Origin of the sequence: Cellulosimicrobium funkei (assembly GCF_001019615.1) — a bacterium.
GTDB classification, from domain to species: Bacteria; Actinomycetota; Actinomycetes; order Actinomycetales; family Cellulomonadaceae; genus Cellulosimicrobium; species Cellulosimicrobium cellulans_E.
The window spans coordinates 130913-155167 of sequence record NZ_JNBQ01000001.1 but is presented as its reverse complement, the minus strand read 5'-3'; the positions used below and the strand labels follow the sequence as shown (position 1 = coordinate 155167).

The window sequence follows — 24255 nt, the reverse complement described above, 5'->3', positions numbered from 1 at the left end:
GCGCGCGCTGTCGTCGCGCCGGGGCGGTCAGAGACGCTCGGGCGCGGCGATCCCGAGGAGGTCGAGGCCAGTCGCCAGGGTGCGGCTCGTGAGCGTGCACAGCGCGAGGCGGTTGCCGCGCGCGGCGCCCTCGGCCTTCAGGACGGGACAGAGCTCGTAGAACCGCGTGAACGCGGTGGCGACGTCGTAGAGGTACCCGCACAGCCGGTGCGGCTCCAGGGTCGCCGCGACGTCGCGCAGGGTCGCCTCGAACGCGTCGAGCGTCAGGCCCAGGTCCTTCTCGGCGGGGTGAGCGGGCGCGGCGTCGTCGACGCCCTGCGCCTTCTCCCCCGCCTTGCGCAGGATGGACCGCACGCGCGCGTGCGCGTACTGGAGGTACACGCCCGTGTTCCCCGACGAGGCAACCATCTGGTCGACGTCGAAGACGTAGTCCCGGGTCCGCGTGGTGGAGAGGTCGGCGTACTTGACCGCCGCCGTCGCGGCCGCGTGCACGACAGCGTCCCGCTCGGCCGGGGTGAAGTCGTCGCCCTTCTCCCGCAGCACGGCGCGGGCGGCCGCCTCCGCGTCGTCGAGCAGGTCGGTGAGGCGGACGGTCGCGCCGGAGCGGGTCTTGAACGGCTTCCCGTCCGCGCCGAGGACGGTGCCGAACGGGACGTGCTCCGCGGATACCGTGTCGGGGAGCCAGCCGGCACGCCGGGCGGTGTCGAACACCATCCGGAAGTGCAGCGCCTGGCGCGCGTCCACGACGTAGAGGATGCGGTCGGCCCGGTAGTGCTCGACGCGCAGGCGCAGCGTCGCGAGGTCTGTCGCGGCGTAGCCGTAGCCGCCGTCCTTCTTGCGCACGATGAGCGGGACCGGGTCGCCGTCGGGGTCGTCCACGCCGTCGATGAAGGTCACCACGGCGCCCTCGGACTCGACGGCGATGCCCGCGGCGAGCAGCTCGGCCACGATCCCGGGGAGCGCGACGTTGTAGCGGGACTCGCCGTCGAGGTCCCCGGCGTCCAGCAGGAGGCCCAGGCGGGCGTAGACCCGCGCGAACGCCTCCTCCGACTCCTGGACCAGCGCGCGCCAGACAGCCAGCGTGGGCTCGTCGCCCGACTGGAGCGCGACGACGCGGGCGCGCGACCGGTCGGCGAAGCCGGGGTCCGCCTCGAACGCCGCGCGGGCCGCCCGGTACAGGGCGTCGAGCGCCGACATCGTCGCGGCTCCTTGGCCCTGCCACGCCGCCTCGGGATGCTCGTCGAGGTACTGGATGAGCATCCCGAACTGCGTGCCCCAGTCGCCGACGTGGTTCTGCCGCACCACCTCGGCTCCCAGGTGGCCCAGCACCCGCACGAGCGCGTCGCCGATGACCGACGACCGCAGGTGACCGACGTGCATCTCCTTGGCGACGTTCGGCCCCGAGTAGTCCACGACCACCCGCTCGTCGCTCCGGGACTTCCCGACGCCGAGCCGCGGGTCCGCGAGGCGCTGGGCCACCGCGGCCCACACCGCGCCGTCCGGCACCGTGACGTTGACGAAACCCGGCCCCGACACCTCGACAGGAAACGCGTCGGCCTGCCGACTGATCTGGCGGACGACCTCCATGGCGACATCGCGCGGCGGGCGACCCAGCCTCGACGCGACGGCGAGCGCACCGTCCGCCTGGAAGTCCGCCCGCGCGGACCGGCGGACCACCGGGTCCACGCCGGCCAGCTCGACCGGGAGCACCTCAGCCAGGGCGGCACGAACCGCCGCCTCCACCTGTACGGAGATCGCGACGACGTCGGCCATGAGCCCCTCACCCCCCAGAACGTGTCTTTGAGCGCCTCAGCCTACGAAGCCGCACCAACGCTTTTGTCTGGGACGGCTGGGTGGACGAAAGACCGGGGCCTCATCGCTCCACCGGCTCGCGCTCACGGGGCACCCGGCGTCACGAATCGAACTGCTCAGACGCGCATACTTGCACCGCCTGGATGCAGGCGGATCCGAGCCGTATCGCAGCGCCCGCATCAGCCGTGCGAGACTGCGCGACACCTCCGGCGTTCAGCCGTTCTGCCATCATCACGAGATGGGAGCGCCCCTGCCGCCGATGCCACCGGTCAGTCACCGTCGGCGCAGCCGACTACGACACGTTCGAGCAGATGCACTACATCTGCTTCCACTACGAGTTCGAGCACCGCGACGTCGACGTCGACGAGAGTTGCGGGCTCGCTGGATGCCCATCGACCGCGCGCGGGTCGGGGAAGCACGCCGTGATTGCGACGGCAAGAACCCTCGCCGTCGCGGCAGCTGCTGGTGAGCCGTGGGCCAACCCCACGCTGCACCAGTACCTCGAAGCTCTCGCGGGCTGGCTCGACGACTCCGACGGGTACTACTTCAACGTCAGGGGGCGCCGGGTTCCACCCCAGGACGGCTGGGAGGTCTTCAACGACGCGCTCCAGGCGGCGACGAACTACGAGTGACACCGCTGCCCCACACCTGGCGGCCACCAAGGGGCCACTACTGCGTCAGGTGGTCACCAACGAGCACGGGAGCGCTTTGCAACAAAGGCCGCTTGCAAACTGGGTTGCACGTCCACAACTGTTGACGTGCAGCGCAGATCGCGCGGACCCGCCGCTGTACCGTGCACGACCTCGGGCGTGTCGGTCGGGTCGCGCACGGTTGGTTGCACTCAGCGGTCCACGGCAGCGGAAGAGGGCGTGTCTCGTGGCCGCGTGAGCCATAGGGTGATAGCTCGTCAGACAGCGTCGGCGCGGGTAGGCGGTGGCCTGTAGCGTCGCCGAGATGGAACGCTCCGAGATCTTCGACATCGCCCACCTGCGCCATCCGATCGGGGCGCCGGTGGCACCCGAGCGGCTACGCGAACTGGTCGGCTGGCTGAGCCCGAGCGACGGCGCCCGCGCCGTCGACCTCGGGTGCGGCGAGGGCGAGTGGCTGCAGGAGCTGCTGCTCGCCCATCCCGGAATCACCGGCGTGGGGATCGACCACATGCTCCCGGCCTCTGCCGCCCGGCGTGCCGAGGAGCGGAAGCTGAGCGACCGGGTGTGCTGGATCGAGACGGATGCCGCCACCTGGGACGACGGGGTCTTCGACGTGGTGCTGTGCATCGGTGCAAGCCACGCCTTCGGCAGGCTGGAGGACATGCTGGCCGCTGTCCGGCGGCGCCTGCGCCCCGGTGGCCAAGCGCTGATCGGTGACAGCATCTGGGAGGGCGCCCCGTCGGCTTCTGCGCTGGCAGCGCTCGAGGTTTCCGCCGACGCCTATCCCGACCTCGTCGGCTTCGTGCGAGCCGTCCGCGAGCACGGGTTCGAGCCGTCGTACGGGCACGTCAGCACGTTGGCCGAGTGGGACGACTACCACTTCAGCTGGACCGGGTCGCTCGTCGACTGGGCCGTGCGGGAGGCCCCGACGACCGAGGATCGCGATCAGGCACTTGCCGCTGCACGTGGGAATCGCGACGCCTGGCTGAGCGGCGCACGACGCGAACTAGGGTTTGCCACCTTCGTCCTGCACGACATCGCCGTCAGCACGCGTGACTGACCGGCATGCACGTCGCTGTCACGTGATGACTGCCGCCGTACTGCCGGACGCCGCCGCACACGTCGCTGCACGTCGACACGCAGACAACCACTACATCTGCATGTCTGCGAACCGTTGGTAGTGGCCCTGGAACGCGACGGTGATCGTGTCAGTGGGGCCGTTACGGTGCTTGGCCACGATCAGGTCGGCCTCGCCCGCGCGGGGTGACTCCTTTTCATAGGCGTCCTCGCGGTGGAGCAGGATCACCACGTCAGCGTCCTGCTCGATACTGTTGTGTGCGGCAATGCCATTGGCGACGAAGTTGTGCCCGTCGAGGACGGTGGCGTCGTAGACCTGCTTCTCCCCCATCGGTTCGATCGAGACGACCTCGTCCCACAGGAGGTCGTTGACCGCCATGATCTCGAGCTCCTCGCTCTCGAGCACGGCCGCGATCTTGCCGAGGCGATGCCTCGATGGAGAGTTCTTCCACAACGCGCTGCCGCAGAACTCGGTGCCGATCGCTGCCGCGAACTCGCGGTGCGTCATGCCGCGCTCGACGAGGATCTCGCGGACGTCGTCCCAGACCCGACGCGGAACGGTGTCGACGTTCGTGTTGGCGCGCGCCTCGCGGATGATCGTCAGCAGCTTCTCGGCGATATCGCCTCGGTCACCGTGCACGCCGATCTCCTGGAGGAAGCGGCGCTGATCGTCCACCCCGCTCACGTCCAGGGTGTACCCGGGACGGTACGACCCCTTGGGGGTCGCCGTCCGCACGCGCGTCGAGATACCGAAGCGCAGCAGAAGACGAGAGAGCCCGTCGACGAGCTCGCGCGAGGTCGAGGCGTAGTAGATCCGCCCGCTGCGCCCGTTCTTGTTGATCGTGACCGAGCCGTCCGTGGCCCAGATGTGCTTGATGAAGAGCGCGATCTGGCGCTTCGGCAGGTGGAAGACGCTCGTGGGGATGAACTTCTCGTGGCTGCGTGCGCCGAACAGCCCCATGTCGTCGAGCCACTCGGCGATCGGGTTCCGGCGACCCCGGGCGAGCCGGTAGGGCGCGGGGAGGCGCAGGGACGTGACTCGGGCCGCGGCGTAGTCGTCGCGGATCGGGGTGATGCCGAAGGCGCCCGCCGCCTCGGAGACGGCGGCGAGGTTCCGCTCGTCGATCGAGGCGTAGCGGATCGGCTGTCGCTTCACGAACGACCCGTCGCCCAGGAGGTGCGCCAGCATCACGACCTTGCGGTCGTCCCACTCGAGGTTCCGTTCCGGGCCGGGGACGTGGCGCGGCACGCCGATGCGCGAGCCGACCTCGAGGTCGCCGAGCGCGGTCCAGCCGTCGTAGGTGAGGAACGGGTGGTTCGCCGTCGCCTCGATCTCCTTGCCCGACGCAAGGCGCATGCGAAACACGGGCTTCACGCCCGTGGGGAACACGTGCGTCAGATGGCGGCGCACGTATTGGAGTCGGTCGTTGAGCGCCCATACCGGGACGTCCTTGGCGTTGAGCGCGAACAGCTCGCCCAAGCTGGTCTCTGCGCCAGTGTCGGCGCGCAGGATCTTCGTGTCCTCGGTGAGGCAACCCGACTCACGCAGGTCGCTCATCTGCGGCTTCTTGTCGCCGCGCTGCTCCGGACCGCGGTTCAGCTGCGAGATCGCGATGACCGGAACCTCGAGCTCCTTTGCGAGGAGCTTCAGCGCACGCGAGAACTCCGAGACCTCCTGCTGGCGCGACTCGACGCGCTTGCCGGAACTCATGAGCTGGAGGTAGTCGATCACGACGAGCTTGAGGTCGTGCCGCTGCTTGAGGCGGCGGCACTTCGCCCGGATCTCCATGAGCGACATGTTGGGCGAGTCGTCGATGAACAGCGGCGCCTCAGCGACCTTGCCCATCGTCGACGCGAGCTTCTGCCAGTCCTGCTCGTCCATCTTCCCGGACCGCATCCGCGTCAGCGGCACCCGTGCCTCGGCGGCGAGCAGACGCATCGTGATCTCGTTGCGGCTCATCTCCAGGGAGAAGATGACGGACGACATCTGGTGGTGCACCGCGGCGTGCGTCGCGACGTTGATGCCGAGAACCGAGTTGTGCGTGGGCACCATCGATCGTCCTGCCAGGTACAGGTGCGAGGGATGGTCGACCTCGACGCAGCGCACCGGCACCGACTCGACCCGGCGGACGTCGACGACGAACCGTGACGTGAGCCGCGCGGTGCCCGGACGGCGACGCTCCTTGTGGACGAGGCGCTTGCGCTCCAGCCAGAACACATCGTCCTCGGTCGTGAAGGTGATCGTGTACGCCGTCGACGACGCCTCGGTCCGCCCCTTCACCGTCTTCGTGGACCATCCCGTGCGGTACCCGAGCGACAGTACGAGCTCACGCGTCTCGCGCGCGAGGCGCTCGTTCGTCAGGCTGATCTGGACGCTGCCCTGCGGCATGACGGTGCCGTCGGTGTCGAGCAGACCCGCCAGAAGGTCTCGACGCTGGGACTCGCTCGCGCGCAGGTAGGAGGTGGGGATGTGCTTGTTCGACAGCACACCGAGCGTCCGGAGCCGACCTCCCATGGTGCCGTTCGCGGTGTGGCACTCCTGGCACCGGCGGAAGCCCCAGCCGGGCTTGCCGCAGTCGGGGCACGTCGGTGGCGCCGGCCGCTCCATGCCGCGCGAACGCGCTGCGCACACCTTTCCGCACGCCAAGAGCGTCGCCCTCTTGGGCGCGAACTCGGTGCCGCAGACGATGCACGCTCGAACCAGGGCCTCGGCCTCGGGGAGAAGCATGTTGTACGCCCGCGCACGACCCTTCGCGCTCCCCTTCGGCTGTGCGACGTACCCGAGGCCTTCGATCCGCATGGCGATCTCAGGGTCGGCCGAGGTGAACTCGGCGCGTCGGGAACTGCCGTCGCCCAGCCAGACGCCGAGCGCGTAGGGATGGATCGGGAGGTCGGCCTCGGGAAGGTCGAGGGGTGCCGTGGTGGCGATCGAGTGGTTCGCGCGTCGCTCAGCCGTCGCGGTCCGGACCGTGGCGGCGAGCTCCTCAGTCGTGCGCACGGACGACTCGGGTGTCTCACCCGCACGCACCGCGCGTCGCTGGGCGCGGGTCGAGGTCACCCACTGGTGCTGCGCGTCCGCGACGATCACCGTGCCGTCGTCGAGCTCGACCTCGTAGCACGGGCGGTCGACCATGACCTCGGTCGACGCGACGACCCGCGTGGGCGTCCCGTCTGCGGAGACGAGCAGGTCGCCGACCGCGACGTCGCCCATCGTCGTCCAGCCCGACGGCGTGGGGAGCGGCGTGTCGAGCGCGAGGGCCTTGCCGATCGCCGGACGGGCCGCGACGACGATCATCTGGCCGGGGTGCAGGCCGTTGGTGAGCCGGTCGAAGTCGGAGTAGCCGGTCGGGACGCCGGTCATGCCCTCGCCGCGGCCCTGGGCCGCCTCGATCTCGTCGAACGTCGGGCCGAGGATCTCCGAGAGCGGGAGGTAGTCCTCGGTCGTGCGCCGCTCCGTGACGGCGTAGACCTCGGCCTGGGCGTTGTTCACGATCTCGTCGACGTCGCCGCCGTCGGTCGCGTAGCCGAGCTGCACGATGCGCGTGCCGGCCTCGACGAGGCGCCGGAGCACGGCGCGCTCGCGCACGATCCGCGCGTAGTACCCGGCGTTCGCGGCGGTCGGGACACCGGCCATGAGGTCGTGGATGTACGGGGCGCCGCCGATGCGCTGGAGCTCGCCGCGCTTGGTCAGCTCCGCGACGACGGTGATGGCGTCGGCGGGCTCGCCGCGGCCGTAGAGGTCGATGATCGACTCGTAGACGACCTCGTGCGCGGGCCGGTAGAAGTCGGAGCCACGGATCTGCTCGATGACGTCGGCGATGGCGTCCTTGGACAGCAGCATGCCGCCGAGCACGCTCATCTCCGCCGCGACGTCCTGGGGTGGCGTCCGGTCGAAACCTGACGGCCCCGGTCCCCCGTAGCTCTCCTCGAGCTCCTCGATCGACATGCGCCCCTCGCTCCCCCGAGCCCGTCACGACCCACCGAGGGACCGCGCGACCGGGACAAACCTTCGTCGTACACGTGTTCTACAGCGGGCCACCCACACGACTGTCCCGGTGGCCGCGCCTCCCGCCTCCGACAAGCACGACCCCGCGACACTAGATCGCTGCTCCACGCCCCGCAAACGGCCCTGTGCACGCCCGGTGGACAGGGACCCCCGAACCTGTGGACACACTCCCCCACACTGTGCACACCCGGTGGAAAACGGTGTGGACAACCTCACGATCTCCCTGTGTACATCAGCGTGAGGGGCCTCTGACCTGCCTCGTCACTACCCTCAGGGGTGTGGAAGAAAGAAAGTCCGACGACACGCCGACGACACGCCGGACACCGCCCGGCCACCCCGGCGACACCCGGACGCCACCCGACCCCGCGCCGTCGTCCACAGGTCGCCGCACCCGCTCCCGGCTCGACCGCGAGATCCTCGCGCTCGCCGTCCCCGCCCTCGGCGCGCTCGTCGCGGAGCCGCTCTTCGTCCTCGTGGACAGCGCGGTCGTCGGTCATCTCGGCACCGCCCAGCTCGCCGGGCTCTCCCTCGCCTCGACGCTCCTGGTCACGCTCGTCGGGCTGTGCGTCTTCCTCGCCTACGCGACCACGGCCGCCGTCGCCCGCCGCATCGGTGCCGGGCACACGCGCGAGGCGCTCCAGTCGGGGGTCGACGGCCTGTGGCTCGCCGTCGGGCTCGGCGTCCTGCTCGCCGCCGCGCTGTGGGCGACCGCGCCCTGGGCCGTCGGCGCGATGGGCGGGACCGGCGAGGTCGCCGAGCACGCCGTCGTCTACCTGCGCTGGTCCGCCCTCGGCCTCCCCGGGATGCTCCTCGTCCTCGCCTCCACAGGCGTCCTGCGCGGCATGCAGGACACGAGGACGCCCCTGTGGGTCGCGGCGGGCGGTGCGACGTTCAACGCGGTCCTCAACGTCGTCCTCGTCTACGGCGCAGGCCTCGGGATCGCCGGCTCGGGCCTCGGGACGGCCGTCGCCCAGCTCACCATGGGCGCGGTGCTCGTCGTCGTGGTCGTGCGCGGCGCGCGCCGCCACGGCGCGTCCCTGCGCCCCGCCGCGGGCGGCATCTGGTCGAACGCGCGCGCCGGCGCCCCGCTCTTCGTCCGCACCCTCTCGCTGCGCCTCGCGATCCTCCTCACCGTCTTCGTCGCGACCGGGCTCGGCGAGGTCACGCTCGCCGGCTACCAGGTCGTGAACTCCGTCTGGGGGCTCGCTGCGTTCGCCCTCGACGCGCTCGCCATCGCCGCGCAGGCGCTCGTCGGCTACGGGCTCGGGGCCGACGACGTCCCGCGCGTCCGCGCCGTCCTGCGGCGCACGCTCCAATGGGGCGTCGCGGCGGGCGCGGCGATCGGGCTCGTCATGGCCGCGGGCGGCTGGTGGTTCGCACTGCTCTTCACGTCCGACCCCGACGTCCGCACCGCCGTGGCGGTCGGCATGGCGGTGTGCGGTCTCCTGATGCCCATGGCGGGGTGGGTGTTCGTCCTCGACGGCGTCCTCATCGGCGCCGGCGACGGTCGCTTCCTCGCCTGGGCGGGCATGCTCACGCTCGTGGTCTACGTGCCGTTCGCCCTCGCCGTCCGGCAGTGGGCGCCCGACGGCGCAGCGGGCCTCGCGTGGCTGTGGCTCGCCTTCGCGGGAGTCTTCATGGCGGCCCGCGCCGTCACCACCGGCCTGCGCGCCCGCGGCAGCGCCTGGATGGTCACCGGCACCGCGTGAACAGCACGAAGGCCCGGGCCCTCCGTGGAGGGACCGGGCCTTCGAGGACTGCTCAGCAGCAGATCAGGCAGCGACGACCTTCACCGCGAGGGTCGCGGAGACCTCCGGGTGGAGGCGGACGGAGACCGTGTAGTCCCCCGTCGCCTTGATCGGCTGACCGATCTCGATCTTGCGCTTGTCGACCGACGCGCCCGCGGCGGTCACGGCGGACGCGATGTCCGCCGTCGTCACGGCACCGAAGAGGCGACCGGCAGCGCCGGCCTTCGCCTCGACGACGACCGGCTTCGACTGCAGCGAGTCGCGGATCGCCTTCGCGTCGTCGAGCGACGCGATCTCGCGGGCCTTGCGCGCCTTGCGGATCGCAGTCACCTGCGACTCGGCGCCCTTGGACCACGGCGTGGCGAGCTTGCGCGGGACGAGGAAGTTACGGGCGTACCCGTCCTTCACCTCGACGACGTCGCCGGGCTCACCGAGACCGGTGACCTCGTGGGTCAGGATCAGCTTGGCCATGAGTTCTCTCCCTTCCCGCTCAGCGAGCCGTCGACGTGTACGGCAGCAGCGCCATCTCGCGCGCGTTCTTCACCGCACGGGCGATCTGGCGCTGCTCCTGGACGGAGACGCCGGTCACGCGACGCGCGCGGATCTTGCCGCGGTCGGAGATGAACTTGCGCAGCAGCGCGGTGTCCTTGTAGTCGACCGACTCGATCTTGGCCGACTTCAGCGGGTTGGACTTCTTCTTGGGCTTGCGCACCACAGGCTTCGCCATGGTGTTGCTCCTCTACAAGGTGCGATCCCCGCGCGCGGTCCGCGCCGCCGGGCGGTGCGGCACCCGCGGGGACGGGTGTGTGTTCTGGGAGTGGCGGGCGATCAGAACGGGGGCTCGTCGGAGAACGAACCACCGGACGACGCGGGGCCAGCCGAGGCCCACGGGTCGTCGCTCTGCTGCTGACCGCCGCCGGAGCTGAATCCGCCGCCGGAGGCACCGCCGGAGTTGGCGCCACCTCCGTAGCCGCCACCGCCGCCGAAGCCGCCGCCACCGCCACCCGAGCGCTGGGCGCGGGTGACCTTCGCGGAGGCGTAGCGCAGGGAAGGACCGATCTCGTCCACCTGCAGCTCGACGACGGTGCGCTTCTCCCCCTCGCGAGTCTCGTACGAGCGCTGGACGAGGCGGCCCTGCACGATGACGCGCATGCCCTTCGTCAGCGACTCCGCGACGTTCTCCGCGGCCTCGCGCCAGATCGAGCAGCGCATGAACAGGGTGTCCCCGTCCTTCCACTCGTTCGACTGGCGGTCGAAGGTCCGCGGCGTCGACGCCACCGTGAAGTTGGCCACCGCCGCACCCGAGGGGGTGAAACGCAGCTCCGGGTCTCCCGTGAGGTTCCCGATCACCGTGATGACGGTGTCACCTGCCATGGCCAGCTCCTTCGTGTGTCGTCAGCATCGTCGCGTTCGTGCTCGTAACGGGTCTCGCGTCGCTCATCCCATCACGCGGCGCCCACACGCGCTACGGCGTGCAGCATCCCGGCGCGGGACGGTCGGACGGGGGACGCGGGGAGGATCAGCGAGCGTCCGTGCGCAGGATCTTGGTCCGCAGGACGACCTCGTTGAGGCCGAGCTGACGGTCCAGCTCCTTGGCGGTGTCGGAGGTCGACGTGAAGTCGACGACCGCGTAGATGCCCTCGGACTTCTTCTTGATGTCGTACGCCAGGCGGCGACGACCCCAGATGTCCACCTTGTCGACGGAGCCGCCGTCGGTCTTGATGACCGACAGGTACTTGTCGAGCGACGGGGCGACGGTGCGCTCCTCGATCTCGGGGTCGAGGATGATCATCAGTTCGTACTGACGCATGCGGATAACCCACCTCCTCTGGTCTTCGCGGTCACGGTCTCTCCGTGACAGGAGGGTTCATGCATTCGTGCTGCTTCCGTCCGACGAGCGGACGGCAGCTCCCCAGGGTACCCGCTCGCCGCGGGCCCCTGGAAATCTGCGGAACAGCCGGGCGTCAGCCGCCCTGGCCGGGGTTCGTCCCTCCGCCGCCGCCACCGCCGCCACCGGGGCCCCGCCGCCCCGTCGCCGGGTCGGGCGTCTCGGTCGGCTCCTCGGTCGGCTCCTCCGTCGGCTGCTGCCCCGGGTCGACGCCCTTCGAGACGACGAGCGAGATGGTCGATCCCGGTGGGACCTCGCTCATGGACGACTGGCTGATGACGAAGCCGCGTGGCTGCTGGTCCGAGAACTCCTCGGTGATCCGCACCTTCAGGCCGGCCGCCTCGAGCTGGGCGCGCGCGGCCCGGCTCTCCATGCCGACGACGCCGGGCACTGTGACGTTCTCCGGCTGCTGCGGCTCCTCGGGCTCCTCCGTCGCGGGCGCCTCCTCGGTGGGCTCCTCCGTCGGCGTCTCGGTCGGAGTCTCCGTCGGCTTCGGCTTGGGCGGCGTGTACGGCAGGAACTCGCCGACCGGCAGGTTGGCCGTCGCGGCCTGCATGTACGAGGTCCATGCCTCGACCGGCCACGAACCACCCGTGATCTCGGGATTGTTCATGTTGGCCCACTTGCCGAACGGCGTGATCTGCTCCTGCTCGTTCTCCGGCCCGGTCTGGTAGAGACCGACGACGGTCGCGAGACCCGGCGTAAAGCCGGCGAACCATGCGGACTTGTTCTCGTTCGACGTCCCGGTCTTCCCCGCGGCGGGACGACCGAGCGCCTTGGCCGGCTCCCCGGAGCCCTGCTCGACGACCTGGGACAGCGCGTACTGCGTCGCCGCCATCGTCTCGGTGTCGAACTCGGCGGTCCGCTTGTCGGCGCCCGGCGCCTCGTACTTGACGTTCCCGCGCGCGTCGACGACCTTCGCGACGATGTGCGGCGTCGCCTTCTGCCCACCGGCCGCGATCGTCGCGTAGGCGTTCGTGAGCTCGAGCGGCGTCACTGTCGCGGTGCCGAGCACGTTGGACGCGTTAGGTGCGACCTTGCCCTTCGTGATGCCCAGTCGGGTCGCGACCTCGGCCGTCTTGTCCGGGCCGGTCTCGATGTTGAGCTCGGCGTACACGGTGTTCACGGACTGTGCGGTCGCCTTGACGAGGTCGATGTTCCCCCACGAGTGGTCGCTGAAGTTGCGGACCTTCCAGTCGCCGCCGTCGTTCGCTCCCTCGAACGTCATCGGCGAGTTTCCGTCGTACCGCTCGTCGAGCGTGTGGCCGTTCTCGAGCGCCGCGACGAGCGTGAACGGCTTGAAGGTCGACCCGCCCTGGGCGGCGCCGAGCGTGGCGTTGTTGTACTGGTTCTGGAGGAAGTCGGCACCGCCGTACAGCGCGCGGATGGAGCCGTCGTTCGGGTCGATGGACACGAGCGCCGCGCGGAGGTTCGGGGAGACGGGGTTGTCGTCGCCGCGGCTCTCCTGGGGCAGCGTGTCGATGGTGTCGACCGCGGCCTTCTGCATCGCCGGGTCGATCGTCGTGGTGATCTGGTAGCCCTTGCTCGTCAGGTCGGCCTCGGAGATGTCGATGCCCTCGCTCGCGAGCTCCTTCTCGACCATGGCGAGCAGGTACCCCGTCGGCCCGGCGTACTTGTCCGACTTCACGTAGGGGATCGCCTCCGGGAAACCGGCCCCGATCGCCTCGTCGTACTGGGCCTTGTCGATGTGCCCGTCCTTGAGCATGTTGTCGAGGGACCGCTTCCAGCGGTGCTCGGCCTGCTCGGGGTTGTTCGCCGGGTCCCAGTTGGTCGGGTTGGGGATGATGCCCGAGATCATGGCGGCCTGCGACACCGTGAGGTCGGCCGCGTTCACGCCGTAGTACTTCTGCGCGGCCGCCTGGATCCCGTACGCGCCGCGACCGAAGTAGATCGTGTTGAGATAGTTGCCGAGGATGACTTCCTTCTTCTGCTGCTGCGTGATCTTCAGCGCGAGGATCGCCTCGCGGGCCTTGCCCGCGTAGTCCGTGACCGTGTCCGTGTAGTAGCGCTCGACGTACTGCTGGGTGAGCGTCGAGGCGCCCTGGCGGCCGCCGCCCTTGAGGTTGTTGTAGAAGGCACGCGCGATGCCACGGAAGTCCACGCCCGAGTTCGTCCAGAAGGTGCTGTCCTCCGAGGCCACGACGGCGTTGCCCACGTAGTCGGGCAGCGTCTCGTAGTCGACGAGGGTGCGATCCTCCGAGGCGTACTTCCCCATCTCGGTCGTCCCGTCGCCCCAGTAGACCGTCGAGGTCTGGGCACCCACGCTCGGGAGCTTCGTCGGGACGTCGGTCGTGACCCACGCGGCGACGAGCACGCCTGCGACGAGCGCGACGCCGGTCAGCATGGTGCCGACGACGACGCGCCAGGACGGCAGCCAGCGGCGGAAGCTCTTGACGTGCGAGCGGGGGTAGTTGAAGAACCGACGGCGCCCGCGGGGGGTCGTCCGTCCGTTCGTCCTCGTGGATCGCGCCACGGTCTACCTTCCTCTGGGGGGCAACGGGAAGCCGGTTCCACGTCGTCCGCGGACCTGCTCGTGGCCCGCCGCGAGCGGACCGCCTGCCCGACGGCGCGTCCCCGCCTCGGGCGCGGGACGTCGTCGGGCACGGGGTCGGCACACGCCGGACCACCCTGAACAATAGGGCGTCGCCCTGTCGGGACAAGGGTCTGCGGCACTGACAGCGTGATCGTGCGCCATTGATTCGCCGCGGCGTCCCGCCGCCTCCGCGGGTCCTTCACATCTGTGGCGCGATGCGCGACACTCCCCGAAGATTGCACGACACATCGAGACGACCTAACCTGTCGATGTATCGACTCGATACATCGAGTCGACCTCAGGTCACAGCGAGCCCGCCAGGGAACGCCCGAGGAGCGTCAGGAGGTGGGTTCGTGCGCAGCAAGACACCGGTGCTCGAGACCGCGATCCTCGGCCTCCTCAAGGAGTCCCCGCTGCACGGGTACGAGCTGCGCAAGCGGCTCAACCTCATGCTCGGGTCGTTCCGCGTGCTGTCCTACGGCTCGCTGTACCCCGCCCTCAAGTCGTTGGTGGCCCGCGGGCTCATCACCGGCACGGAGCAGTCCGCGGCGCAGTCGACGCTCGCGCCCGCCCTCTCGGGCAAGCGCGCGCGGATCGTCTACGAGCTGACGGCCGAGGGCAAGGAGCACCTCCAGAGCGTGCTGGCCTCGTCGGGGCCGGCCGCGTGGGAGGACGAGAGCTTCGACGTCCGGTTCGCGTTCTTCGCGCAGACCGACGCCGAGACCCGCATCCGCATCCTCGAGGGCCGGCGCACCCGGCTCACGGAGAGGCTGGAGGCGGTCAGGGAGTCCGCGGCTCGCACCCGCGAGCGGCTCGACGAGTACACGCTCGAGCTGCAACGTCACGGACTCGAGCAGGTCGAGCGCGAGGTGCGCTGGCTCGACGGTCTCATCACCACCGAACGCGACCGGAGCTCCGGGCACTCCCGGAGCACCACCCGTGCGCGGACCAGCAGCACCCCGCATCCTGCGGAACCATCCGAGCAGGAGCCCGACGGCGCGAGGCGTCCCGAGGACCCTGGAACAACGAACACCAAGGAGCGAGGATGACCTCCATCCGCGTCGCCATCGTCGGCGTAGGCAACTGCGCATCGTCCCTCGTCCAGGGCGTGCACTTCTACCGTGACGCCGACCCGAGCAGCACCGTCCCGGGCCTCATGCACGTGCAGTTCGGCGACTACCACGTGTCGAGCCTGGAGTTCGTGGCGGCGTTCGACGTCGACGCGAAGAAGGTCGGGTTCGACCTCTCGGAGGCCATCAACGCCTCGGAGAACAACACGATCAAGATCGCGGACGTCCCGCCGCTCGGCGTGACCGTCCAGCGTGGCCCGACCCTCGACGGCATCGGCAAGTACTACGCGCAGACGATCGAGGAGTCGGACGCGGAGCCGGTCGACGTCGTCGCCGCGCTGCGCGAGGCCCAGGTCGACGTGCTCGTCTGCTACCTCCCCGTCGGCTCGGAGCAGGCCGCGAAGTTCTACGCGCAGGCCGCGATCGACGCCGGCGTGGCGTTCGTCAACGCGCTGCCCGTCTTCATCGCGTCCGACCCGGAGTGGGCCGCGAAGTTCGAGGAGGCCGGCGTCCCGATCGTCGGCGACGACATCAAGTCGCAGGTCGGCGCGACGATCACGCACCGCGTGCTCGCCAAGCTCTTCGAGGACCGCGGCGTCGTGCTGGACCGCACGTACCAGCTCAACGTCGGCGGCAACATGGACTTCAAGAACATGCTCGAGCGCGAGCGCCTGGAGTCCAAGAAGATCTCCAAGACGCAGGCCGTGACCTCGAACCTCGAGGGCCCGCTCGGCGGCAAGAAGGAGGACCGCAACGTCCACATCGGCCCGTCGGACTACGTCGCGTGGCTCGACGACCGCAAGTGGGCGTACGTGCGCCTCGAGGGCCGCGCGTTCGGCGAGGTCCCGCTGAACCTGGAGTACAAGCTCGAGGTCTGGGACTCCCCCAACTCCGCCGGCATCATCATCGACGCCGTGCGCGCTGCGAAGATCGCCAAGGACCGCGGCGTCGGCGGCCCGATCCTCTCGGCCTCGACCTACTTCATGAAGTCCCCGCCGGTGCAGATGGAGGACACGAAGGGCCGTGCGCAGCTGGAGGCCTTCATCGCCGGCGAGGTCGAGCGCTGACTTGGAGCGCAGTGCAGGGTGAGGGCCGAGGAACGAGGCACTCGCCCGGAACGGAGCGCAAGGTCAGCGCGACCGAAAGGGTCGAGCGCTGATCCGGAGTGCAGCGAAGGTTGAGGGCCCGGCACGCTTTTCGCCGGGCCCTCGGCCGTAGCGGAGCGCAGGACCAGCGCGACCGAAAGGGTCGAGCGCTGCTCCGGAGCGCGACGGAGGTGTGAAGCCTGGCGCGTTCGGCGCTGGGTGACGACGGGCGAGGCCCCTGCCGGTGATCGGCAGGGGCCCCGCTCGTGTGCTCGTGGTGCGGTGCGTCAGGCGCAGGGGCTGCCCGCGTCCCAGGCGCCGTGCACGTCGGTGCCGGGCCGGGACCCGGTGGTCCACCACTGCGCGGTGTAGTTCACGCCCGCGCGGGTGACGACGTCGCCGGCGGTGTAGGTGCGGCCGGCGTCCCAGGCGTCGCCGCAGGCGGGTGCCTCTCCCGCCGGGGCGGTGCCGGCACCGCCGATGGCACGCCAGGGGCCGTTCGGCTCGCCGGGCTCCTGGTTCCGGGTCCACCAGGCGGCGCGGTACTCGACGCCGTCGTGGTAGACGACGTCGCCCTTGGTGTACACGCCCGACGCGTACCAGGGGGCCGCCGCGTCGGCGGGGACGAGCGGGCCGGGGGTGGCGGTCTCGAACGTGCCGCGGAGGGTCCCGAGGAGCTCGTTGTCGTCGTCACCGGCGAGGTCCCAGAAGTAGCCGCCGCCGTAGCCGTGGGTGGCGAGGTACTCGGCCTTGGCCGTCACGGAGCGCGGGGTGTCCGCGCTCCACCACTCGCCGTCGCCGTAGAAGTAGCCCTGCCCGGCGACCTCGTCGTAGTACTCCGGCAGGCCCTTGGCCTTGATCTCGGAGTAGTAGGTGAACGGGAGGGCGCCGTCGGCCGCGGCGCCGGGTGTCGGGTCGGTGACGTTCTTCCAGCCGTAGCCGTATGCGGCCATGCCGAGCACGAGCTTCTCCTTGGGCCACCCGGCCACGTGGTACGCGCCGAGGACGCCGTCGGCGGCGAGGCCCCAGTTGGCCGGATCGCCCGTCGTCGGGTCGTCGTAGACGTGCAGGTTGCCCTGGTGGCCGGTCCGGGTGGTGTTCCAGTCGCCGTGGTAGTCGTAGCCCTGGACGTTGATGAAGTCGAGCGCCTCGACGAAGCGCGGGTCGAGCCAGCCGCCGTAGGTGCGCGGGGCCCAACCGGCCGGTGCGAAGCCGGTGATCTGGTAGTCCTGGCCCGTCTCGGTGCCGAGCTCGTCGAGCTCGGCGCGCAGGAGCTGCGCGAACTGGACGAAGTTCTCCGCGTCCTCCTCGGGTCGCGGCGTGGGGTGCTCGCCGGTCGCGCCGGGCCACTCCCAGTCGAGGTCGACGCCGTCGAAGATGCCGGCGGCGACGCCGTCGCCACCCTTGGTGCCGTTCTCCGCGTCCTGGACGACGGGGAGGTTCCCGCGGAAGTACACGTCGAGGCAGGACTCGACGAGCCGCTCGCGGTTCTCCGGCGTGGACACGGCGTCGGAGAAGTTGTCCGACCAGGTCCAGCCGCCGAGCGAGATGAGGACCTTCAGGCCCGGGTTGGCCTCCTTGAGCTTCTTGAGCTGGTTGAAGTTCCCCGCGAGCGCCTGGTCGGCGGTGTCCGCGACGCCGTCGACGGCCTGCCCGGCCGGCTTGAGCTGCACGTAGTCGTTGAGGGGGTCGCCCTCGAGCCCGCCGTCGACGGGGTCCTCCCGGTCGGTGATGTCGCAGACCAGGTCGGTCGTGACGTTGCCGAACGCGTAGTTGAGGTGCGTCAGGTCGGACGCCGCTCCCGTGCTCTGAAGGTCGGCGACCTGGTAGCCGTCCTCGTTGCCGGCGTCCCACGCGGGGTAGTAGCCGACGGTCTTGTAGCCGTTGGCGCCGTCTCCGCCGGCCGTCGCGGGTGCGGCGTGCGCCGCCCCGACCGTGCCGGCGACGAGCGCCGCCGTCGCTGCGAAGGCGAGCCCTGCGGCTGCCGTCCTGGGGGTTCGTGTCATTCGAGAATGCCTCGCTGCTTCTCCGGGCCCGGCCACTGCGGCGGGTCGTGACGAAAACGCAAAGGTAACCTTCCTAAGCATTCTTGCCCAGGGGGTTCCCAGGATGCGAGAACGCCGCGTCGCGCGCCGGGTCGGCCGACGTCGGCCCGTCGGGTCGTGGGGACCACCTAGGGTTGGGGGGTGAGTGTCGTCGCCGAGCTGCGAGCGCTGCTGCGGCTGCGCGGGTTCCGCAGGCTGTTCGCCGTCCGCCTCGTCTCGCAGGCCGGGGACGGCATGTTCCAGGTCGGCCTGGCGTCGCTGCTGTTCTTCTCGCCCGAGTCGCAGGGCACGGCAGCGGCGATCGCGGGCGCGTTCGCGGTGATGCTCGCGCCGTTCACGATCGTGGGGCCCTTCGCGGGCGTGTTCCTCGACCGCTGGCAGCGCCGACAGGTGCTCGCGTGGGGCAACGCGGTGCGCGTGGTCATCACGCTGGGGATGGCGGCCCTCATGCTCTCGGGCGGCGTGAGCGGGTGGATCTACGCGCTCGGCCTCGCGGCGCTCTCGGTGAACCGCTTCCTCCTCGCGGGCCTGTCCGCGGGCCTGCCCCGCGTCGTCGACGGCCCGCTGCTCCTCACCGCGAACTCGCTCACGCCCACGCTCGGCGCGGGCGCGGCGTTCCTCGGGGGCGGGATCGGCCTCCTGCTCGGGCTCGCGTTCGAGCCGGGCCGCGTCAAGGACTCGTCCGCACTCGTCTGCGCCGCGCTCGTGTTCGGGATCGCGTCGCTCCTGGCGCTGCGCCTCGGGCGCACCCAGCTCGGTCCGGAGCACCCGGCCGAGGCCGCGATCCGGTCGGAGATCGCGCGCGTGGCGCGCGGGCTGGCCGACGGCGCCCGGTACCTGGTCGCACGGCGCACCCCGGGGCAGGCGCTGCTCGCGATGGCGACGCACCGCTTCCTCTACGGGGTCGTCTTCATCGCGTCGATCCTCATCTCGCGGAACCTCCTCGACCCGGGGAGCCAGACGGCCGGCATGGCGACGTTCGCGATCGTCGTCGGGCTCACGGGCCTCGGTGGCGCGGGCGCGATGGTGCTCACCCCGACGCTGTCCCGCTACACGGGGCCGCAGGTGTGGATCGCGATCATGCTGCTGCTCGCCGCGGCGAGCCAGCTCCTGCTCGTGACGACGCCGGAGCGCGCGGTCGTGTACACGGGCGCGGCACTGCTCGGGCTCGCCGCGCAGGGCACCAAGATCGCGGTCGACACGATCGTCCAGCGCGACACCGACGACGCGTTCCGCGGTCGAGCCTTCGCCTTCTACGACGTCCTGTACAACGCGGCGTTCGTCGGCGCGGCCGCCCTGGCGGCGTTCACCCTGCCGGACACTGGCTGGTCGCGCGGCGTGTTCGTCGCCCTCGCGGTCGCCTACGCGCTCGCCGCCCTCGTGATGTGGACGCGCGGGGCACGGACTCCGGCCGGGGTGGGGGACGCCGTCGGGCACGACGGCGCACGGCCGGCCTCCGAGGCCGCCGCACCCGGCCAGGGCTCGGCCACCGGCGACGGCGTCCCGGCCGCGCGGCCCGGCGACTGACGGGGCGCAGCCGCCCGACGGGCTCAGCCGAGCTCGGTGGCGAAGGTCCGGAGATCGTCCACGATGAGCTGCGGTTCCTCGAGCGCGGCGAAGTGCCCGCCGCGCGGCATCGTGGTGAACCGCCGGACGTCGAAGAACCGCTCCGCGTACTCGCGCGGCGGCTGCGAGATGTCGCGCGGGAAGACGGCGAGCGCCGTCGGCACGTCGATGCGGACTGACCAGCCGGCGTCGGCACCCTCCCCGCCCGACCATGCTCCGTCCGCGCCCTCCCCGCCCGACCGTGCGGCGTCGTCCCCGGAGTCACCCCCTGCCTCAACGCCCCAGTCGCCGTCGAGCCCCTCGTTGTAGAGGCGCATCGACGAGCGGATCGAGTTGCCGAGCCAGTAGAGCATCACGTTGGTGAGCAGGTCGTCGTCCGACGGCAGGGTGTCGGAGAGGTAGCCGAAGTGGTCGACGAGCCACGCCGCGAGGCCCACGGGCGAGTCGCTCAGGCCGTAGGACAGCGTGAGCGGGCGCGACGACTGGATCCCGACGTACCCGCCGTGCGTCTCGCCCCACGCGTCGACGGCGGCGAACATGGCGCGCTCCCCCTCGCTCGCCGTACCGCGGTCGACGAGGAACAGGTTGGGGAACGGGACGTCGGTGAGGTGGAGGCCGACGACGCGGTCGGGGTGGGCGCGCGCCACCTCCTGCGCGACGACACCGCCCCAGTCGCCACCGTGCACGAGGTAGCGGTCGTAGCCGAGGCCCTCCATGAGGCTCGCGACGACCTCGGCGCTCTGGGCACCGCTCACCGTCCCGGCATCGGGCTGCTCCGAGAAGTCGAAGCCCGGCAGCGACGGGACGACGACGTCGAACACCGGCTCGTCGGGGCCGACCGCGGGATCGCGGCCCGTGAGGCGGTCGACGACGTGCGCGAACCGGTAGAACGAGTCCGCCCAGCCGTGCAGCAGCAGGATCGCTTGGGCGTCCGGGCGCACCGCACGCTCGTGGATCGCGTGGAGGTCGCGGCCGTCGACCGTGGCCACGACGTGGTGGAGACGGTTGAGTCGCGCCTCCTGCGCGCGCCAGTCGTAGCCGTCGAGCCAGTGCGCGACGAGGCGGCGCATCGTCGCCACCTCGGTGCCTCGCTCCCAGCCGCGTTCCTGGAGCTCGGCGGGCCAACGGGTGCGGGAGAGGCGCTCGTGCAGGTCGTCGAGCTCGGCCTGGGGGACGTCGATCGTGAACGGTCGGAACTCCATCAGGGCCTCCGGTGTCTGGGTGGTGGGTCCGTCCTCGACGCTAGGCGGGGTAGCGGTCAGCCGCCGTCCTCTTCTCGTCGCTCCTCCCCGCCGCGCGACCGCGGCGTTCTGCTGTCGGCAGCACCGATGAGTCCGCGAGCGAAAAGAGGTCGTCACGTCGGGCGGGAATAACGCAGGATGGTGGATGGTCGTACAGGGTACGGATCGACGTGGCTGGGCCGCGCCGATCGGCCCGGGCCCTCCCCTCCCCGTGGCCCGCCGACCGAGAACCGACACCGTCGTCGCGTGCACCGCACGCGACCCCCGTGCTGCCCCCACGCAGCCCGCCCTGCCCCGACCGGGTTCGACCATGTGCCCGGGCCGCCACCGACGCGAGCGGAGACCCCCGTGACAGCCTCCCCCACCCACGACACCTCGGCACCCGTCGACCGGCTCCCCCGGGCGGACTTCCTCGTCATCGCGCTGCTGCTCGGCTCCGCGTTCGTCGTGATCCTCAACGAGACGACCATGAGCGTCGCGCTGGCACCGCTCATGGAGGACCTCGGCATCACGGCGAGCACCGGGCAGTGGCTGACGACCGCGTTCATGCTGACGATGGCGGTCGTCATCCCGGCGACCGGGTTCCTGCTCCAGCGCCTCGGCACGCGTGGGGCCTACCTGCTCGCGATGTCGCTGTTCAGCGCCGGCACCCTGCTCGCGGCGGTCTCGCCCGGCTTCGCGTGGCTCCTCACCGGCCGCGTCGTGCAGGCCTCGGGCACGGCGATCATGATGCCGCTGCTCATGACGACGATCATGACCCTCGTCCCGCCGACGATCCGCGGCAAGGTCATGGGGAACATCTCGATCGTCATGGCCGCGGCGCCCGCGCTCGGCCCGTCGCTCTCCGGCCTCATCCTCAACTCGCTGAGCTGGCGGTGGGTGTTCGGGATCGTGCTCCCCATCGCGCTCGTCGCACTCGTCCTCGGCTTCCTGTACATCCGGGACGTCGCCGACCGTACGCACTCGCGGCTCGACCCGTTCTCGCTCGTCCTCGCGGCGTTCGCTTTCGGCGGGCTCGTCTACGGGCTCTCGAGCATCGGCGAGGCGGCGCGCCACACGCCCGTCGTGCCGCCGGCCGTGCCCATCGCGTTCGGTGCCCTCGCGCTCGGCGCGTTCGTGTGGCGCCAGCTCGTCCTCCAGCGCGAGGACCGCGCGCTGCTCGACCTCCGCGTGTTCACGCACCGCGGGTTCAGCGTGCCGCTCGGCATCATGGCGGTCGGCATGGTCGCCATGTTCGGGTCCCTCATCCTCCTGCCGCTGTTCCTCCAGGACGCGATGGGTCTCGAGCCGCTCGCGACCGGTCTCATCGTGCTCCCCGGCGGGCTCCTCATGGGTCTGCTCGGCCCGACCGTCGGCCGCCTCTACGACCGGGTGGGCCCGCGCCCGCTCGTCATCCCCGGCGTGAGCGTCGTCGCCGTCGCTCTCGCGGCGTTCACGACGATCCACGCGGACTCGTCGCCGTGGTTCGTCCTTGCGCTGCACGTCACGCTGAGCCTGGGCCTCGCGTTCATGTTCACGCCGCTGTTCACGTCCGCGCTCTCGGCGCTCGAGCCGCACCAGTACTCGCACGGGTCGGCCTCGATCGGCACCGTGCAGCAGCTCGCGGGCGCCGCCGGCACCGCCATGTTCGTCGCCGTCATGACGACCCGCTCCATCGCCTACGGCGAGGCGGGCGCGTCGCCGCAGGCCGCGCTGGCCGAGGGCGTCGGTGACGCGTTCGTCTGGGGCACGGCAGTCATGCTCGTGGCCGTGGGCCTCTCGTTCCTCCTGCGCCGCCCCGCGCCGCAGGTCCACGGCCCGGGCCACGGCCCCGCGCAGGACCGCACGCAGGACGCGCCGGTCGAGGATGTCAAGGTCGAGGCCGCACTGGCCACGGACGACGTCTGACCCGTCACCGCGGCGTCGACCACGACGTCATGCGCCCTCGAACACGACATGGGTGCCGTTATCAGCCCGATAACGGCACCCATGTCGAGCTCGGCCCAGCGCAGACCAATCTCAGGACGTCGACGACTCCGGCTGGTTGGCCCACCAGGCCAGGAGGTCCGCGCGTGCCGTCTCCTCGTCGACGGGGCCGCGGTCCAGGCGCAGCTCGAGCAGGTGCTTGTACGCCTTCCCCACCACCGGTCCCGGCCGGATCCCCAGGATCGCCATGATCTGCTGGCCGTCGAGGTCCGGGCGGACGGCGTCGAGCTCCTCCTTCTCCTGGAGGTCCGCGATGCGGCGCTCGAGGTCGTCGTACGACTCGCGCAGCCGCTGCGCCTTGCGCCGGTTCCGCGTCGTGCAGTCGGCGCGCGTGAGGCGGTGCAGCCGCTCAAGCAACGGACCGGCGTCGGTCACGTACCGGCGCACCGCGGAGTCGGTCCAGGCGCCGTCGCCGTAGCCGTGGAACCGCAGGTGCAGCTCGACGAGCCGCGCGACGTCCTTGACGACCTGCTTGTCGTACCGCAGCGCCTTGAGGCGCTTGGCGACCATCTTGGCGCCGACGACCTCGTGGTGGTGGAAGCTCACGCCGCCCCCCGACTCGAAGCGCCGCGTCGGCGGCTTGCCGACGTCGTGCAGCAGCGCGGCCAGCCGGAGCACGAGGTCGGGTGCCGGGACCGCGCCGTCGGGCCCGGTCTCCTGCGCGATCGCCTGGTCGAGGACCGTGAGCGAGTGCTCGTACACGTCCTTGTGCCGGTGGTGCTCGTCGATCTCGAGCTTGAGCGCGGGGAGCTCGGGCAGCACGTGGTCCGCGAGGCCCGTGTCCACGAGCACCTCGAGCCCGCGACGCGGGGACGCCGCGCACAGCAGCTTCGACAGCTCGTCCCGCACGCGCTCGGCGGACACGATCTCGATGCGCTCGGTCATGAGGACGAGCGCGGCGAGCGTCCCGCCGTCGACGTCGAACCCCAGCTGGGCCGCGAACCGCGCGGCGCGCATCATGCGCAGCGGGTCGTCGTCGAACGACCGCTCGGGGGCGATCGGCGTGCGCAGCACGCGGCGTGCGAGGTCGTCGAGGCCGTCGAACGGGTCGACGAACGTCATCTCCGGGACGCGCACCGCCATCGCGTTCACGGTGAAGTCCCGGCGCGACAGGTCGCCCTCGAGCGTGTCGCCGAACGCGACGACGGGCTTGCGCGACGTCGGGTCGTACTCGTCGGTGCGGTACGTCGTCACCTCGACGACGAGGTCGTCCCCGGGCCCTCCACGGCCGAAGCGCTTCGCGCCGATCGTCCCGAACTCCTTGCCGATGTCCCAGTGCGCGTCGCCCCAGCGCGCGAGGAGCGCCTCGGTCTCGTCGGGCGACGCGGACGTGGCGAAGTCGAGGTCGTTGCTCGCCCGCCCGAGGAACGCGTCGCGGACGGGCCCGCCCACGAGCGCGAGCTCGTGACCGGCGGCACGGAACGCCTCGCCGAGCTCGATCGCCGCGGGTGCCATCTCGGTGAGCACGGCGAGGGCGCGGCGCTGGAGCTCGAGCGACTGCGGCGTCGGCTGCGATGTCGGCTGGGGCGCCGGCTGGGGCGACGAAGG

General features: G+C 71.0%; 17 protein-coding genes. 7 read left to right on the top strand and 10 right to left on the bottom strand.

The genetic code is table 11. The annotated features are described in order from the left end of the window. Positions 1 to 27: 27 nt before the first annotated feature. On the bottom strand, positions 28 to 1773 hold the full coding sequence (argS, locus tag FB00_RS00685) for an arginine--tRNA ligase (RefSeq protein WP_047230916.1): 1746 nt from the start codon (positions 1771 to 1773) through the stop codon (positions 28 to 30). A gap of 350 nt (positions 1774 to 2123) precedes the next feature. Here argS and FB00_RS00680 point away from each other — a divergent pair, with 350 nt between their 5' ends. Then, positions 2124 to 2444, top strand: a complete 321-nt coding sequence (locus tag FB00_RS00680) for a DUF7660 family protein (protein WP_052877327.1) — start codon at positions 2124 to 2126, stop codon at positions 2442 to 2444. A gap of 322 nt (positions 2445 to 2766) precedes the next feature. After that, on the top strand, positions 2767 to 3522 hold the full coding sequence (locus FB00_RS00675; protein ID WP_047231214.1) for an SAM-dependent methyltransferase: 756 nt from the start codon (positions 2767 to 2769) through the stop codon (positions 3520 to 3522). Between the two features lie 90 nt (positions 3523 to 3612). Here FB00_RS00675 and FB00_RS00670 read toward each other — a convergent pair whose 3' ends face one another. Then, positions 3613 to 7485 carry a replicative DNA helicase gene (locus FB00_RS00670; RefSeq protein WP_047230915.1) on the bottom strand — a complete coding sequence of 1291 codons (3873 nt, stop codon included), beginning with the start codon at positions 7483 to 7485 and terminating at the stop codon, positions 3613 to 3615. A gap of 473 nt (positions 7486 to 7958) precedes the next feature. Between FB00_RS00670 and FB00_RS00665 the strand changes: the two genes are divergently transcribed. Next, the gene (locus FB00_RS00665) at positions 7959 to 9254 is read left to right on the top strand and encodes an MATE family efflux transporter (protein WP_047231213.1); all 1296 of its coding nucleotides are present in this window, start codon (positions 7959 to 7961) and stop codon (positions 9252 to 9254) included. A 63-nt stretch (positions 9255 to 9317) separates the two neighbouring features. Here the strand turns inward: FB00_RS00665 and rplI are convergent, their stop codons facing one another. The 5 genes from rplI to FB00_RS00640 form a co-directional block, all read right to left on the bottom strand. Further along, positions 9318 to 9764 (bottom strand): 50S ribosomal protein L9, encoded by a 447-nt coding sequence (gene rplI / locus FB00_RS00660; RefSeq protein ID WP_047230914.1) that lies wholly within the window; start codon positions 9762 to 9764, stop codon positions 9318 to 9320. Between the two features lie 19 nt (positions 9765 to 9783). Beyond that, the gene (gene rpsR, locus FB00_RS00655) at positions 9784 to 10020 is read right to left on the bottom strand and encodes a 30S ribosomal protein S18 (RefSeq protein WP_021481584.1); all 237 of its coding nucleotides are present in this window, start codon (positions 10018 to 10020) and stop codon (positions 9784 to 9786) included. Between the two features lie 101 nt (positions 10021 to 10121). Then, a complete protein-coding gene (locus tag FB00_RS00650; protein WP_047230913.1) occupies positions 10122 to 10667 on the bottom strand; it encodes a single-stranded DNA-binding protein in 546 nt (181 codons plus the stop codon). Positions 10668 to 10812: 145 nt separating this feature from the next. Then, complete coding sequence (rpsF, locus tag FB00_RS00645; protein WP_172819989.1) at positions 10813 to 11103, bottom strand: 30S ribosomal protein S6; 291 nt, start codon at positions 11101 to 11103, stop codon at positions 10813 to 10815. Positions 11104 to 11257: 154 nt separating this feature from the next. Next, positions 11258 to 13675, bottom strand: a complete 2418-nt coding sequence (locus FB00_RS00640; RefSeq protein ID WP_047230911.1) for a transglycosylase domain-containing protein — start codon at positions 13673 to 13675, stop codon at positions 11258 to 11260. Between the two features lie 413 nt (positions 13676 to 14088). Here FB00_RS00640 and FB00_RS00635 point away from each other — a divergent pair, with 413 nt between their 5' ends. Both FB00_RS00635 and FB00_RS00630 read left to right on the top strand, forming a co-directional pair. Next, complete coding sequence (locus FB00_RS00635) at positions 14089 to 14784, top strand: PadR family transcriptional regulator (RefSeq protein WP_047230910.1); 696 nt, start codon at positions 14089 to 14091, stop codon at positions 14782 to 14784. Next, complete coding sequence (locus tag FB00_RS00630) at positions 14781 to 15872, top strand: inositol-3-phosphate synthase (RefSeq protein WP_047230909.1); 1092 nt, start codon at positions 14781 to 14783, stop codon at positions 15870 to 15872. The genes FB00_RS00635 and FB00_RS00630 overlap by 4 nt, the downstream gene beginning before the upstream one ends. Before the next feature lie 305 nt (positions 15873 to 16177). Here the strand turns inward: FB00_RS00630 and FB00_RS00625 are convergent, their stop codons facing one another. Beyond that, on the bottom strand, positions 16178 to 17896 hold the full coding sequence (locus FB00_RS00625) for a glycosyl hydrolase family 18 protein (protein ID WP_047230908.1): 1719 nt from the start codon (positions 17894 to 17896) through the stop codon (positions 16178 to 16180). A gap of 180 nt (positions 17897 to 18076) precedes the next feature. Between FB00_RS00625 and FB00_RS00620 the strand changes: the two genes are divergently transcribed. Continuing rightward, positions 18077 to 19462 (top strand): hypothetical protein, encoded by a 1386-nt coding sequence (locus FB00_RS00620; RefSeq protein WP_047230907.1) that lies wholly within the window; start codon positions 18077 to 18079, stop codon positions 19460 to 19462. A gap of 23 nt (positions 19463 to 19485) precedes the next feature. Here the strand turns inward: FB00_RS00620 and FB00_RS00615 are convergent, their stop codons facing one another. Next, positions 19486 to 20703, bottom strand: a complete 1218-nt coding sequence (locus tag FB00_RS00615) for an epoxide hydrolase family protein (protein WP_047230906.1) — start codon at positions 20701 to 20703, stop codon at positions 19486 to 19488. 387 nt (positions 20704 to 21090) lie between these two features. On the opposite strand from FB00_RS00615, the gene FB00_RS00610 reads away from it, so the two are divergent. Then, complete coding sequence (locus FB00_RS00610; RefSeq protein WP_231581652.1) at positions 21091 to 22629, top strand: MDR family MFS transporter; 1539 nt, start codon at positions 21091 to 21093, stop codon at positions 22627 to 22629. A gap of 111 nt (positions 22630 to 22740) precedes the next feature. On the opposite strand, the gene FB00_RS00605 is transcribed toward FB00_RS00610, so the two are convergent. Next, on the bottom strand, positions 22741 to 24174 hold the full coding sequence (locus tag FB00_RS00605; RefSeq protein WP_144425579.1) for a CCA tRNA nucleotidyltransferase: 1434 nt from the start codon (positions 24172 to 24174) through the stop codon (positions 22741 to 22743). Positions 24175 to 24255 lie beyond the last annotated feature (81 nt).